The following is a 12871-nucleotide window of genomic DNA, read 5'->3' as shown; positions in this document are numbered from 1 at the left end:
AGGGTCTTGAAATGCATAATTGTTCTCCCTGTCTTCGAAGGTGGGTTGTGGTGCAATGCTTGTCCCGGCTGGGAACCGGGGGCCTGTTCGTCATCCCTGATTTTTCACGTTATCCGAACAGGTGCTGGACATTAAGCATCTCAAACGCCTAACCTTCCTGCATATTTGCAGGTTGCTAAGCGCAGGCCTGGCTGCCACGGCTGGCCACAAGACCCGAGGTGCAGGATGGACTGGAGCCATTTGAAAGTCGTGATGGCGATTGCGCGCGCCGGGACACTGACGCAGGCTGCGCAATTACTGGAAATGGATCAGACCACCGTCGGGCGCCGCCTGAACGCGCTTGAGGCCCAGTTGGGAGAGATTTTGTTCGTCCGTTCCAAATCCGGCTTCATGGCGACAGATCAGGGGCGTATCGTGCTGGAACATGCCAGAAGCGTCGAAGCGATGCTGGAGCAGATGCAGGATGACCTGCGAGAGCAATCGGAAAATGTGGCCGGGGTTGTCAGGATCGTCAGCAATACCTGGGTGTTGCAACGTCTGGCGCGTCGTGCAGCGAAAGATATTCTGAACAGCCATCCAAGGCTTGAGCTGCGCTTTTCGGGGCGCCTGCCCCCCGTGCCGCCGCATGGCGAGGCGACCCTGTCCCTGTGGTTTGATGCACCCCCGGCCTCGATGGAGTTTTCAACACCGTTTTGCATGTTGCCCTATGCAAGCTACAGGGCCTTTGATCTGCCCGCACAGTCAATGCAATGGGTGCTGTTTCGGGATGATGACGCGCGGGGGCCAACCATGACGCGCCAGCTTAGGAAAAAGCTGGGTGAAAAGGTGCAGGTTCCGCTGACGGCCACGGATGCCAGCATTTTGATGACGGCGGTTGAGGATGGCATTGGAAAGGGTTTGTTGCCGGAATGTCTGGGAGATGAGAACCCCCGTCTGGTTCGGCTGCAGGATGGGGAAGGCGCTATGCAGATGGGCCGGGTGCTTCACCTGCACCGCAATCCGGACACTATGGAAAGCAAGCGGGTCAGGGCGGTGATCACCTGGCTCCAGGCGGCGATGCTACGCGACTTTGGGGCGCAACTGATCACACCGGGCAAGTCAGCCACCCGCCCCGAATAGCGGCGCAAAGAAAAAGCCGCCCAGAAGGACGGCCTTTCAAATCGCTTGGCTGATGCCAAAACTCCGGGGATTAACCCTGACGAGCTTTGAAGCGGCGCTGCGTTTTGTTGATCACATAAACGCGGCCTTTGCGACGCACCACGCGGCAATCGCGGTGGCGGTTTTTCAGCGAGCGGAGCGAGTTACGAACTTTCATGTCCTATCTCCTTCAACGCGGCGCTGCGGATTGCGCCTTGTGCTTCATTTTGCCAACACCTGATCGGGGACCCCGAAATCCGGTGCGGCGGTTCATGGTGGGCGATACTGGGATCGAACCAGTGACCCCTTCGATGTCAACGAAGTGCTCTACCGCTGAGCTAATCGCCCTGAAATCCTATCCGAAACAAGGTTTTCACCCTCTTTCAAACAACACAACGCGGGAAATCCCGCGCCGGTCCCGTCCCTATAAAAGGAGTCGGCGCAGGACGCAAGGGCTTTTGGTGAGAGTTTTTTTGCCTTTATATGAAAGACAGAAGACACCAGTGCGAGCAACCATGCAAAACCAACCTTACGCGCTATATCTGCCGGCTGAGCGATGCACCAGCGTTGTTTTTGCGTCTCCCCATTCCGGGCGGGCCTATGAGCGGTCTTTTCTGCGTTCGACCCTTCTGGACCAGTGGCAGATCCGTTCCTCTGAGGATGCGTTTGTGGACATGCTGTTTGCCGACGTGCCGCAATTCGGAGCCCCGTTTCTGGTGGCCAATGCACCGCGGGCCTATGTCGACCTCAATCGTGGGGCTGAAGAGCTTGACCCGGCCCTGGTGCGCGGGGTGCGGCGACAGGCGTTGAATGCGCGGATTGCGTCGGGGTTGGGGGTGATCCCCCGCGTGGTGGCCGGTGCGCGCCCGATCTATCATGGCAAGATCAGCCTGAGCGAGGCCCAGCAACGCCTGTCCGAGGTCTGGTTCCCCTATCATGATCAGCTGCAGCGCCTTCTTGATGGTTGCCATCGCCAGTTTGGTCAGGCCGTGTTGATCGACTGCCATTCCATGCCGCATGAGGCGGTGCGCAATGTGACCTATCAGGGCGCGCGCCCCGATATTGTCCTTGGGGATCGTTATGGTGCGGCGGCCTCGGCCGGGATTGTGAAGCTGGTGGCGTCTGCTTTCGAGGCCCAGGGGTTCAGTGTTGCCCTGAACACGCCCTTTGCGGGTGCCTATATGGCGCAGCATTATGGGCGCCCGACATATCATCAGCATGTGGTGCAGGTTGAGATTGATCGCGCGCTTTATATGAACGAAGGCATGGTGCGGCCGAATGGGCAGTTTGATCAGGTCAGAACGCGGCTGACGAAAGTGGCGCAGGATATCTGTCAGATCGGGTGTTCTGAAGAGCGGCTCGCGGCGGAATAGCCGTTTAAGAGTTTTGGGTTTGGCTCCCCAAAGGGAAATCCGCGTGCTTTATTTGCGCAAAGCCCGCCCCTTGACAATAAGCGTCTTGCCAAAGCGCGCGCGGATCTCATCCGTGGCCCGTTCGGCGGCCCGCCGTTGGCGCGCCTGTGGATCAAGCAGGTCATCGGTCAGATCGGCCCCCTCAGCCCCCACCAGATCGCTGATCCCGACGCCGATCAGGCGAAACGGCCCTTCGCTGAGCGCACGTTCCAGTAAGGGACGTGCGGTGCGATAAATCCGGTCAGCGGATTGGGTGCTGTCGCCAAGGCTCACCCGCCGGGTCAGGCTGGCATGATTGGCGCGTTTCAGTTTCAGGGTGACCACCCGCCCCGCCTTGCCCTTGGCCTTGGCGCGGTCTGACACCTGTTCGGCCAGGCGCCACAGATGCCCGTCCAGCAGTTCAAGTGCCCTGGTATCTTCAAAAAATGTAGTTTCCTTTGAAATTGATTTGACCGGGGCATGGGCCGAGACCCGCCTCCGGTCCGCGCCACGGGCCAGATGGAAAAGCCGGGTCCCCATTGACCCGAACCGTGCCACCAGATCGCTTTCATCCCAGCGCAGCAGGTCGGTAAAGGTGCGGATGCCAGCGCGCTCCAGCTGGGTCTGGGCGGCGGGGCCAACCCCCCAGATCATTCGCACCGGCTTATCGCGCAGAAAATCCATGGTCTCGGCTTTGCCGATCACGGAAAACCCCCGCGGCTTGTCGAGGTCCGACGCCACTTTGGCGAGGAATTTATTGTGTGAAAGCCCGATGGAACCGGTCAGGCCCAGCTCATCTTTCATCCGCTTCACGAGGCCTGCCAACATCACGGCCGGGGGGTTGCCATGCAATCTGGCGGTGCCGCTCATGTCCAGAAAAGCCTCGTCGAGCGACAGGGGTTCAATCGACGGCGTCAGTTCCTCCATCATTGCGCGGATCTGTTTTGAAATGGCCGCGTAATGGCTGCCACGTGGTTTGATGACAACCGCATCAGGGCAGAGCTTCAGAGCCTGAAACATCGGCATCGCTGATTTCACGCCGCGAATGCGCGCCACGTAGCAGGCGGTGGACACCACTCCGCGCCGACCACCCCCGATGATGACGGGCTTGTCGGCCAGATCGGGATTGTCGCGTTTTTCGACCGATGCGTAAAAGGCGTCACAATCCATATGCGCGATGGAAAGGTCAAAAAGCTCTGGATGAGAGGTCAGGCGCGGGCTGCGACAGACCGGACAGCGCCGCGTCGGCGGGTCTGTTTCAAAGGGGGTCAGGCAGGATCGGCACAGGCTGGGCATGGTCTGATCATATCCAAGCATAAGCGGGGGTGAAAGGGGAACATGCGGGTTGAAGGCCCGAGCAACTACCGGGTCGTATGTCGAGCAGGATATTGTATTTCCCCGAGGATACGACCATATGTTGTGGAAATTGAAACTATTATGATTGACGAGGGATAAAATGAACGAGCTTCTTGGTGGCGGTAATATTGTTTTGCTGGTCTTTGCCGCCTTTCTGATCCTGACGGTTTTCAATGGCGTCAAGATTGTGCCGCAAAGTCAGAAATTCGTGGTTGAACGTTTTGGACGCCTGCAAACGGTGCTTGGCCCGGGGATCAACTTTCTGGTGCCGTTCCTTGATGTGGTGCGCCACAAAGTCTCGATCCTGGAGCGTCAGCTGCCGACGAACTCTCAGGACGCAATCACCTCCGACAACGTGTTGGTGCAGGTGGATACGTCGGTGTTTTATCGCATTCTGGAGCCGGAAAAGACGGTTTACCGTATCCGTGACGTGGATGCGGCAATTGCCACGACGGTTGCCGGGATTGTTCGGGCCGGGATCGGTGAGATGGAGCTGGACGAGGTGCAGTCGAACCGCCAGCAGCTGATTGCCAAGATCAAGCAGCAGGTTGCGGATGCGGTGGATGACTGGGGGATCGAAGTGACCCGTGCTGAAATCCTCGACGTGAACCTTGATGCAGCCACCCGCGAAGCAATGCTGCAACAGCTGAATGCGGAACGCGCGCGCCGCGCGCAGGTGACCGAGGCCGAGGGTAAGCGCCGTGCGGTGGAACTTGCCGCAGATGCCGACCTTTATGCTGCTCAGAAAGAGGCGGAAGCGCGCCGGATCTCGGCAGATGCAGAGGCCTATGCAACAGAGGTTGTGGCCAAGGCGATCAAGGAAAATGGTATTGAGGCAGCGCAATATCAGGTCGCTCTGAAACAGGTCGAGGCACTGACCATTGTAGGCAAGGGCGAGGGCAAACAGACTGTGCTTCTGCCGTCCAATGCGCTGGATGCCTTCGGAGATGCGTTCAGTATGCTGAAAGGAAAATCCTGATGCTCTGGCATGAATGGTGGGTCTGGGCGGCCGGTGCCATTGGTCTGGTGATTCTTGAAATCTTTTTGCCGGGGTTTGTCTTTCTGGGCTTTGCCGCCGGGGCTGCGGTCGTGGCGCTGCTGACCCTGATCGGCCCCTCAATCGGCCTGCCTGCCCTGCTGGTGATCTTTGGAGCGGTGTCGGTCATCGCCTGGTTGATCATGCGCCGTGCCTTCGGGGTGCGGGCCGGGCAGTCGAAAAGTTTCGACCGCGACATCAACGAGTAGCCGCGTTGTCAGGGCTCGCGCCAGTCTCAACCTGCGCGGGCTCGTAAAAATAGGGCAAGGTGTCATGTAGCGCCTCGCCCTTCATCAGCCAGGACAGGCCAAAAGCCCAAAGGGCAACACTTTCTGCCCAGAAGGTGAAATGCCAGCCATTGTCCCAGATATGCCCCAGCTCTGGAAACACCAGTTTGACGCCCCCTACCAGGGCCACCATGGCATAGATAACCCAGCCAAATAGCCGGTAACACAGGTTGCGCCGCTCTTTTTGCATGCTGCAGGGTGGGGCGGTGCAGCGGGTGAACAAGGTATGGGACATGACGCCGAGGCTCGCCAGGAACAGGCCGGCGGCCCCAAGGTGCAGTGCGGCTTGCAGGCGGTCATCGGCAATCAGCTGGTCCATCAGGGTCTGTGGCGGATAGCATGTTGCCTGCAGGCAATTGGTCGGGACCGCAGCCATGAACAGAACGCTGGCCCCGGCCAGGTTCGAGACACGGCGATCCGTCAGCCACTCGCCATTCGTGGCAGGATATCCCTGATAGGCCAGCAAGAACAGTCCGACCCCGGCCGCGGCGCCGATGAAGATTTCGCGCAAGGGGGAGTAGTAGAATTCGGAAATGGAATTCTTCATGGGCATCTGCGCGATCATCGCACCCAGCATGAGAACAATCGGCAGGCCGAGGCCAATTGCGCCGATTGACCGGCGCAGGCGCAACATGGTGGCAAGGTCGGGGCCGTGGTGGCGGGACATGATACGGGGCCTCGTGCTCAAAGGGCTTGGCGCCACGGTATGTCATACCGCGTGTCACCAACTACGAGGCTATGTTCCTGAGAGGACGGTCGCAGGGCAAATCGCGTTTGCTCACATCTTGAGGAGCGGGGCGGAGGGGAGGGGCGTTGCCCCTCGGCCTGACGGCCTCACCCCAGGATATTTACAACCAGAAAATATGGCTGCAGGTCAGTGCTGTGTCTGGGGCGTGGCGAGTTCCGCAAGGATCGCTTCGGCTGCCGCGCGCGGGTTGGCGGCGTTGCGGATCGGACGGCCTACCACGATGTGATCGACGCCGTCGGCCACGGCCTGCGCCGGGGTTGCGACGCGTTTCTGGTCCCCGAGAGCGGCGCCTGCGGGGCGTACGCCGGGGGTGACGATCAGCTTGCCTTCGGCTTCGGGCAGGGCGCGGATGAGTGCGGCTTCTTGTGGCGAGGCAATCACCCCATCGGCGCCGGCGTCCATCGCGCGGGCGGCGCGTTCGAGCACAAGATCCTGCACGTCACCGGGTTTGATCAGGCTGGCATCCAGATCAGCGCGATCCAACGAAGTGAGGATGGTTACGGCGAGGATCTTCATGTCTTTGCCGCCTTTGCCTTCCTGCGCGGCGCGCACCACATGCGGGTCGCCATGCACGGTTAGGAAATCCAGGTCGAATTGAGCAAGCCCGCGCACCGCTGCTTCGACCGTATTGCCGATGTCGAAGAGTTTCATGTCGAGGAAGATTTTCTTGCCCTGTTCGGATTTCAGCTCATTGGCAAGAGCAAGTCCGCCTCCGGTCAGCATGCCGAGGCCGATCTTGTAGAAACTGACGGCGTCCCCCAGTGTCTCAGCCAGCTTCAGCCCCTCCAGCGCATTGGGGACATCAAGGGCAACAATCAGGCGGTCATCGGCTTTGGTGGTCATGGCAGGCTCCTACTTGGTCCTGCCTCTCCTACTGCGCGTGTGCGACAAAGGCAAATGGCAGATGAGAGGTCAGGCCACGAGCGTGATGTTCTGGGGGTGGAACGCGGCGTTTTCGGCAAGATCAACGCAATCGGGCAGGCGCCGGACCTGGCGCAGGGTCTCACGGGCAAGGGAGAGCAGCTGATGGTCGCGGGACTGGTCCGGGTCGATGTCGGTCCGCCACAGGAACTGCGCGCGGGTGGTGATATCGGTTTCCGAGGTGTCAAGCGTCAAGACAACGGAAGCGTTTAGCTTTTGCTCCGTCTCGTCAAACGTGATCCCGGAAATGGTAATGGATGGATCATCATGGCCCCTCTCATGGCCCCAATATTTAGGGACAAGACAGCGATGTTTCAGGGTAATTTCCGAACACCATCCCGGCGAAAAGACACCTCTTGCATTCAGCCAAAAGGATGCCCATCTGACTTATGAGGCCCGAACCGGGGTGTGCCGCAACAGTGGGCATCCTTTCTCTCGGGCGCTTAAGATAAGGAGAATGATATGGACGTATCGAAATTCACCGAGCGGTCGCGTGGGTTTATTCAGGCCGCCCAGACTATCGCTATGCGCGAGAATCACCAGCGCCTTGTTCCCGAACATGTTTTGAAGGCCCTTCTGGATGACGAAGAAGGGATGAGTGCCAACCTGATCCGCAAGGCAGGTGGGGCGCCGGAACGTGTGCTGGCGGCACTTGAGGAGCGGATGGCAAAGCTGCCCAAAGTGTCCGGCGAGGGTGCGCAGGTCTACATGGACAACTCGATCGCGGTGCTGGTGGATGAAGCAGGCAAACTGGCCAAGCAGGCCGGGGACAGTTTCGTGCCAGTTGAGCGTCTGCTGACCGCTTTGGCTGTTGTGAAGTCAAAGGCGCGTGATGCGCTGGAAGCGGGCGGTGTGGATGCAAAATCGCTCAATGCTGCGATCAATGATCTGCGTCAGGGGCGCACGGCGGACAGCGCCAGTGCCGAAGACAGCTATGAAGCGCTTTCGAAATATGCCCGCGATCTGACCGAGGTGGCGCGTGAAGGCAAGATTGACCCGATCATTGGCCGCGATGAGGAAATTCGTCGCTCGATGCAGGTGCTCAGCCGTCGCACCAAGAACAACCCGGTTCTGATCGGTGAACCCGGCGTGGGGAAAACCGCGATTGCCGAAGGGCTTGCCCTGCGCATCGTCAATGGCGATGTGCCGGAAAGTCTGCGCAACAAGCGTCTGCTGGCGCTTGATATGGGCGCGCTGATTGCTGGTGCGAAATATCGCGGTGAATTTGAAGAACGCCTGAAAGCGGTGCTGAACGAAGTGACCGCTGCGGCGGGTGAGATCATCCTTTTCATTGATGAAATGCACACGCTGGTCGGTGCAGGGAAATCGGATGGCGCGATGGATGCGGCCAACCTGATCAAACCTGCTCTGGCCCGCGGTGAACTGCACTGTGTGGGTGCCACCACGCTGGATGAGTATCGCAAATATGTGGAGAAAGACGCAGCCCTTGCCCGCCGGTTCCAGCCGGTGATGGTTGAGGAACCCACTGTCGAAGACACGATTTCAATCCTGCGCGGCATCAAGGAGAAATACGAGCTGCACCATGGGGTGCGGATCTCGGACAGCGCGCTGGTTTCGGCGGCCACGCTGTCGCATCGCTATATCACCGACCGCTTCCTGCCGGACAAGGCGATTGACCTTGTGGACGAAGCCGCCAGCCGTCTGCGCATGGAAGTGGACAGCAAACCCGAGGAGCTGGACGCGCTGGACCGTCAGATCATGCAGATGCAGATCGAAGGGGAAGCGTTGAAGCTTGAAGATGACAAAGCGTCCAAAGACCGCCTTGAGAAGCTTGAGCAGGAACTGGGGGATCTTCAGGAGAAATCCGCGTCCCTGACGGCCAAATGGCAGGCGGAACGGGCCAAGCTGGAAGGTGCGCGTGAGTTGAAGGAGCATCTCGACCGCGCTCGCGCCGAGCTTGATATCGCCAAGCGGGATGGCAACCTCGCCCGCGCGGGGGAGCTGTCTTATGGCATCATCCCCGAGCTTGAGAAGAAACTCGAGGCGGCCGAGGATGCAGACAGCGATATGATGGTCGAAGAGGCGGTGCGCCCTGAGCAGATTGCCTCGGTGGTGGAACGCTGGACGGGTATTCCGACCTCGAAAATGCTTGAGGGCGAGCGCGAGAAGCTTTTGCGGATGGAAGAGGATCTGCACCGTCGCGTGATCGGCCAGCATTCCGCCGTGAAAGCAGTGTCGAATGCTGTGCGCCGTGCGCGTGCCGGGCTGAATGATGAAAACCGCCCGCTGGGCAGTTTCCTGTTCCTCGGGCCGACCGGCGTGGGGAAAACCGAGCTGACCAAAGCCGTGGCTGAGTTCCTCTTTGACGACGACAGCGCGATGGTGCGCATTGATATGTCCGAGTTCATGGAGAAACACGCGGTGGCCCGCCTGATCGGTGCGCCTCCGGGTTATGTGGGCTATGACGAAGGCGGTGTGCTGACCGAAGCTGTGCGGCGCAGACCCTATCAGGTTGTGTTGTTTGATGAGGTCGAGAAGGCGCACCCGGATGTGTTCAACGTGCTGTTGCAAGTCCTGGATGATGGGGTGCTGACCGATGGTCAGGGTCGGACGGTTGATTTCAAGCAGACGCTGATCATCCTGACGTCGAACCTTGGCGCGCAGGCGCTCAGCCAGCTGCCGGATGGGGCGGATGCCTCGGACGCGAAGCGCGATGTGATGGACGCGGTGCGGGCGCATTTCCGGCCTGAGTTCCTGAACCGGCTGGATGAGACGATCATCTTTGACCGTCTGGGACGGGCGGATATGGACGGCATTGTCGAAATCCAGCTCGCGCGTCTGGGCAAACGTCTGGCACGGCGGAATATCTCGCTTGATCTGGACCAGGGGGCGAAGACCTGGCTGGCGGATGAAGGGTATGATCCCGTGTTTGGCGCGCGTCCTTTGAAGCGCGTGATCCAGCGTGCGCTGCAGGACCAGTTGGCAGAAATGCTTCTGGCCGGGGACGTGATGGATGGCGACACGATCTCTGTCACCGCAGGGGCCGAAGGGCTGATCATCGGCGACCGTGTTGGCAACACGAACCAGCACCCGCCCGAGGATGCAGTGGTGCATTAAACCGCGCACAACCAAACAAGAGCCCGCTTTCCCGGCGGGCTCTTTTTTTGTTAAGGGTGAGGGACTTGAGCAGGAAGGGTCTGCAATGACAAAGAGAATGGAATGGGCGTCGCTTTTGAATACCGGACGTCATGGCAAACCGGGACAGGCAGAAGACCTCGCGCGACCGAATTATACGATAGACGCGGACCGCATCACCTTCTCAGCGCCGTTTCGCAGGTTGGCCAACAAAACGCAGGTGCATCCCCTTTACGACAATGACCACCTGCGCCATCGGTTGATCCATTCGGCCGAGGTTGCCAGCGTCGGGCGCAGTCTTGGAATGCTGGTTGGCCACTGGCTTGAAACCCAGGGGGAAATCGACAGCGGGAAAGCGCATATGGTGGCCGGAATTGTTCATGCTGCCTGCCTGGCACATGATATCGGCAACCCGCCGTTTGGTCATTCGGGTGAAGAGAGCATGAGCGGCTGGTTTGCCGAGAAATTTGCCCAAGGCCCCGGGCTCTTCAAGGACATACCCATCCCCTTGCAGCTGGAATTTACCGCCTTCGAGGGGAACGCGCAGGGCCACCGGATCGTGACCCGGCTGGAGATGTATCGCGGCGAAGTGGGGATGGATCTTTCCCATGCGGTGATCGGTGCGTTTTCGAAATACCCGATGTCCGCCAGCACGTCGGCCGCAATCAAGAAAGCCAAGGAGGATGAGGGGGTGCCCGCAGATGAGGTCAAAAGACACATCTATGCCGGGGCAAAGAAGTTTGGATTTTTTGAGGGAGAGCGTGTCACGTTTGCCAAAACCGCTCAGGCGTTGGGTCTGATCGAAGAGACCGGCCCGGATGGGCAAAGCTGGTGGCGACGCCATCCGCTTGTCTGCCTGGTCGAAGCGGCGGATGACATTTGTTATAATATCGTGGATCTCGAAGATGGGTTCACGGCAGGGGATCTGAGCTTTGACGAGGTGCGCGCGCTTTTGTTGCCGTTGATCCACACGAAACCCAATGATGATGATCTGGGCGCGCATACGGAATATGAAAAGATCTCGCATTTCCGCGCTATGGCAATTGGTGGGGCGATCTGGGCCAGCTTTGAAGCATTCAAGGCGCATTACGATGCCATTATGGCGGGGCAATACTCTGGTGAACTGATCGACGATTCTCAATTGGGTGAAGAATTTCGGAAAATTCGGAACGTGGCCGGGAAGCAATTGTTCGTGGCGCCGCGAAAGACCAAGCTCGAGGTGCGTGGTCGCAATGTCATTCGGCGTGTTCTGGACGGTATCTTGCCGGTGTTCAACGCCTTGCAGGCCTGCAACTGGGAGGCCTCAAACCTGCCGGAATACGAACAGAAACTGACACGCGCGCTGGATCTGGATCTACGGGGAATTGAGAATGAATACTCTGCCCTGCATGTCATGGCGGATTACGTGTCAGGCATGACCGATCGTTATGCGGTAGAGGTGGCCAACCTGGTGTCCGGCACCTGAAAGGCATAAAAAAGCCCCTGCCGTTAGGGGACGGCAGGGGCAAGGGGCGTGAGTGGCAGAGACGTGGGGTTACATCTCTGAGGGGATAATGCCGGCCTCACGCGCCGCAGCCAGTTCCTCAACGCTCAGCGTGCCATCATCATCCGTGTCGGCCTGCGAAAACGTATCGGTGCTGATCTGGTCATAGACAGCCACCAGTTCCTCCATGGTGATCTGGCCGTCTTCGTTGGTGTCAATCTGGGTGTCGGCCAGAGCAATCCCTGCGCTTGCAATAAAGGTCAGCGGGATGAGGGGGAAAAGTTTCATGGTTCTCTCCGTTTTTGTTCCGTGAGTGGTTTGTGAGTGGTGCGCCCCGTGGGGCACGGGCTTATCTGGCGCCATGCGGTCCCCCTGTGCATCGATAATCGTCTAATCGGGTGTTTTGAGCGTGGATCTGCGAGAAGGTGCACCACCTGCGCGCGAGAAATTGCGCAGAAAAGCACCAAGATGGGATGTTGGCGAAAGCTCACTTATAGCGCGCGCGGTTTTTGGCGAAAAGTTGCTTAAATCACAGTAGCTTGCCTGCTTGTCAGGAGTTTTCTTCCGTGGGGGCAACCTCCTGCAGCTGAACCGTTTTGGGGGCGCTGCCCAAAGCTGAGAAGGGCCGCACTGCAGGGGAGGGGAGGCGATTTGGTGGCCCAGGAATGGGGGCTGCACCCTCTGTCCGAGAGCTCTTTAACAGGTCGCTGAAATAGTCGCTGAGCCGGAACGCTTTCCCGTCGTCAGGTCCGGTTCGACTGAAGTGTCATGTCTGTCGGCGCGCCCACGGCTCGCTTCTGGGGCCATCTTTCCCTTCATACCGCCAGCAACCTCGGCAGCCGGGCAAGGTTGTTGGCGGCCATGGTCAGGATGAAGCGGGATCGGATGCGTTCGACGCCCCGATACATGGTCTGCGCCATGTCGCCGACGGTTTTGGCCCATCCGAACGGCTCTTCGATCTTCTTTCGGTGCTGCTGGGATAGAGCGTAGCCCTCGTGCCGGGTGGTTCGGCCATCGATTGCTGAAAATCTCGTTTTCTGGGCGACATGGGGCGTGACGCAGGCTTGGCGCAGGTCGGACACGAACCCGGCCGCGTCATATCCCTTGTCGGCACCCAGCGTCAGCTGCCGCGTCGATCCGGGGGAATGTCGATGGATCATGTCCAGTGCCGCCTTGCGCTCGGCATGACCGTCCATTGCCCGGCAGGCGATTGCGCAGCAATCTGCCGAGAGGGGCCTGGGTCAGATCACCCTGCACGACCAGCCCGTTGCGGTTCTCCATCAGAGTATGCCCCATGAAGCACAGCATGGCACCCGTGCCGGGGGATTTCTTGTAAAGGCGCGCATCCGGATCGGTGGTCGAGGCATGCGTCGCGTTCGAGCGCTTCTCGCCCTTGAAGTCGACCTCGGCATTGCG

Annotated in this window: 12 protein-coding genes, 1 tRNA gene and 1 pseudogene; 6 read left to right on the top strand and 8 right to left on the bottom strand. The window is 59.3% G+C overall.

The features are described from left to right. Positions 1 to 225: 225 nt before the first annotated feature. Entirely contained in the window at positions 226 to 1119 is an 894-nt protein-coding gene (locus AKJ29_RS16925; protein WP_082392660.1) for a LysR family transcriptional regulator, read from the top strand. Between the two features lie 70 nt (positions 1120 to 1189). Here the strand turns inward: AKJ29_RS16925 and ykgO are convergent, their stop codons facing one another. Then, positions 1190 to 1315, bottom strand: a complete 126-nt coding sequence (gene ykgO / locus AKJ29_RS16920; protein WP_005850168.1) for a type B 50S ribosomal protein L36 — start codon at positions 1313 to 1315, stop codon at positions 1190 to 1192. Positions 1316 to 1410: 95 nt separating this feature from the next. Then, positions 1411 to 1485: transfer RNA gene (locus AKJ29_RS16915), tRNA-Val, on the bottom strand. Between the two features lie 167 nt (positions 1486 to 1652). Between AKJ29_RS16915 and AKJ29_RS16910 the strand changes: the two genes are divergently transcribed. Continuing rightward, positions 1653 to 2510, top strand: coding sequence for an N-formylglutamate amidohydrolase (locus AKJ29_RS16910; protein WP_055192726.1), 858 nt, complete (start codon positions 1653 to 1655; stop codon positions 2508 to 2510). A 48-nt stretch (positions 2511 to 2558) separates the two neighbouring features. On the opposite strand, the gene AKJ29_RS16905 is transcribed toward AKJ29_RS16910, so the two are convergent. Next, a complete protein-coding gene (locus AKJ29_RS16905) occupies positions 2559 to 3824 on the bottom strand; it encodes a DNA polymerase IV (RefSeq protein ID WP_055192863.1) in 1266 nt (421 codons plus the stop codon). A 160-nt stretch (positions 3825 to 3984) separates the two neighbouring features. Between AKJ29_RS16905 and AKJ29_RS16900 the strand changes: the two genes are divergently transcribed. Beyond that, positions 3985 to 4863 carry an SPFH domain-containing protein gene (locus AKJ29_RS16900; RefSeq protein WP_302847604.1) on the top strand — a complete coding sequence of 293 codons (879 nt, stop codon included), beginning with the start codon at positions 3985 to 3987 and terminating at the stop codon, positions 4861 to 4863. After that, positions 4863 to 5129 carry an NfeD family protein gene (locus tag AKJ29_RS16895; protein ID WP_055192724.1) on the top strand — a complete coding sequence of 89 codons (267 nt, stop codon included), beginning with the start codon at positions 4863 to 4865 and terminating at the stop codon, positions 5127 to 5129. Before AKJ29_RS16900 ends, AKJ29_RS16895 begins: the two co-directional genes overlap by 1 nt. Here the strand turns inward: AKJ29_RS16895 and AKJ29_RS16890 are convergent. From AKJ29_RS16890 to AKJ29_RS16880, 3 genes are all read right to left on the bottom strand, one after another. Continuing rightward, the gene (locus AKJ29_RS16890) at positions 5119 to 5874 is read right to left on the bottom strand and encodes a hypothetical protein (RefSeq protein ID WP_055192723.1); all 756 of its coding nucleotides are present in this window, start codon (positions 5872 to 5874) and stop codon (positions 5119 to 5121) included. The genes AKJ29_RS16895 and AKJ29_RS16890 overlap by 11 nt on opposite strands. 207 nt (positions 5875 to 6081) lie before the next feature. After that, positions 6082 to 6798, bottom strand: a complete 717-nt coding sequence (gene pyrF / locus AKJ29_RS16885; RefSeq protein ID WP_055192722.1) for an orotidine-5'-phosphate decarboxylase — start codon at positions 6796 to 6798, stop codon at positions 6082 to 6084. Between the two features lie 69 nt (positions 6799 to 6867). Then, a complete protein-coding gene (locus tag AKJ29_RS16880) occupies positions 6868 to 7071 on the bottom strand; it encodes a hypothetical protein (protein ID WP_055192721.1) in 204 nt (67 codons plus the stop codon). A gap of 267 nt (positions 7072 to 7338) precedes the next feature. Here AKJ29_RS16880 and clpB point away from each other — a divergent pair, with 267 nt between their 5' ends. Then, complete coding sequence (clpB, locus tag AKJ29_RS16875; protein ID WP_055192720.1) at positions 7339 to 9954, top strand: ATP-dependent chaperone ClpB; 2616 nt, start codon at positions 7339 to 7341, stop codon at positions 9952 to 9954. Between the two features lie 85 nt (positions 9955 to 10039). Next, positions 10040 to 11437 carry a dGTP triphosphohydrolase gene (dgt, locus tag AKJ29_RS16870; RefSeq protein WP_235477696.1) on the top strand — a complete coding sequence of 466 codons (1398 nt, stop codon included), beginning with the start codon at positions 10040 to 10042 and terminating at the stop codon, positions 11435 to 11437. Between the two features lie 69 nt (positions 11438 to 11506). On the opposite strand, the gene AKJ29_RS16865 is transcribed toward dgt, so the two are convergent. Together AKJ29_RS16865 and AKJ29_RS16860 are read right to left on the bottom strand one after the other, a co-directional pair. Further along, positions 11507 to 11743 carry an EF-hand domain-containing protein gene (locus AKJ29_RS16865; protein ID WP_055192718.1) on the bottom strand — a complete coding sequence of 79 codons (237 nt, stop codon included), beginning with the start codon at positions 11741 to 11743 and terminating at the stop codon, positions 11507 to 11509. Between the two features lie 527 nt (positions 11744 to 12270). Further along, a pseudogene (locus AKJ29_RS16860) lies at positions 12271 to 12871 on the bottom strand (transposase); the annotation flags it as partial.

Source organism: Aliiroseovarius crassostreae (assembly GCF_001307765.1).
GTDB lineage: Bacteria > Pseudomonadota > Alphaproteobacteria > Rhodobacterales > Rhodobacteraceae > Aliiroseovarius > Aliiroseovarius crassostreae.
Note: the sequence above shows the minus strand (reverse complement) of the source record. Positions and strands in the feature narration are given on the sequence as shown.

Excerpts from the sequence above, each read along its gene's own strand:
- AKJ29_RS16925 (WP_082392660.1), top strand. The coding sequence starts at position 226 with ATGGACTGGAGCCATTTGAAAGTCGTGATGGCGATTGCGCGCGCCGGG.
- ykgO (WP_005850168.1), bottom strand. The coding sequence starts at position 1,315 with ATGAAAGTTCGTAACTCGCTCCGCTCGCTGAAAAACCGCCACCGCGAT.
- AKJ29_RS16910 (WP_055192726.1), top strand. The coding sequence starts at position 1,653 with ATGCAAAACCAACCTTACGCGCTATATCTGCCGGCTGAGCGATGCACC.
- AKJ29_RS16905 (WP_055192863.1), bottom strand. The coding sequence starts at position 3,824 with ATGCCCAGCCTGTGCCGATCCTGCCTGACCCCCTTTGAAACAGACCCG.
- AKJ29_RS16900 (WP_302847604.1), top strand. The coding sequence starts at position 3,985 with ATGAACGAGCTTCTTGGTGGCGGTAATATTGTTTTGCTGGTCTTTGCC.
- AKJ29_RS16895 (WP_055192724.1), top strand. The coding sequence starts at position 4,863 with ATGCTCTGGCATGAATGGTGGGTCTGGGCGGCCGGTGCCATTGGTCTG.
- AKJ29_RS16890 (WP_055192723.1), bottom strand. The coding sequence starts at position 5,874 with ATGTCCCGCCACCACGGCCCCGACCTTGCCACCATGTTGCGCCTGCGC.
- pyrF (WP_055192722.1), bottom strand. The coding sequence starts at position 6,798 with ATGACCACCAAAGCCGATGACCGCCTGATTGTTGCCCTTGATGTCCCC.
- clpB (WP_055192720.1), top strand. The coding sequence starts at position 7,339 with ATGGACGTATCGAAATTCACCGAGCGGTCGCGTGGGTTTATTCAGGCC.
- dgt (WP_235477696.1), top strand. The coding sequence starts at position 10,040 with ATGACAAAGAGAATGGAATGGGCGTCGCTTTTGAATACCGGACGTCAT.
- AKJ29_RS16865 (WP_055192718.1), bottom strand. The coding sequence starts at position 11,743 with ATGAAACTTTTCCCCCTCATCCCGCTGACCTTTATTGCAAGCGCAGGG.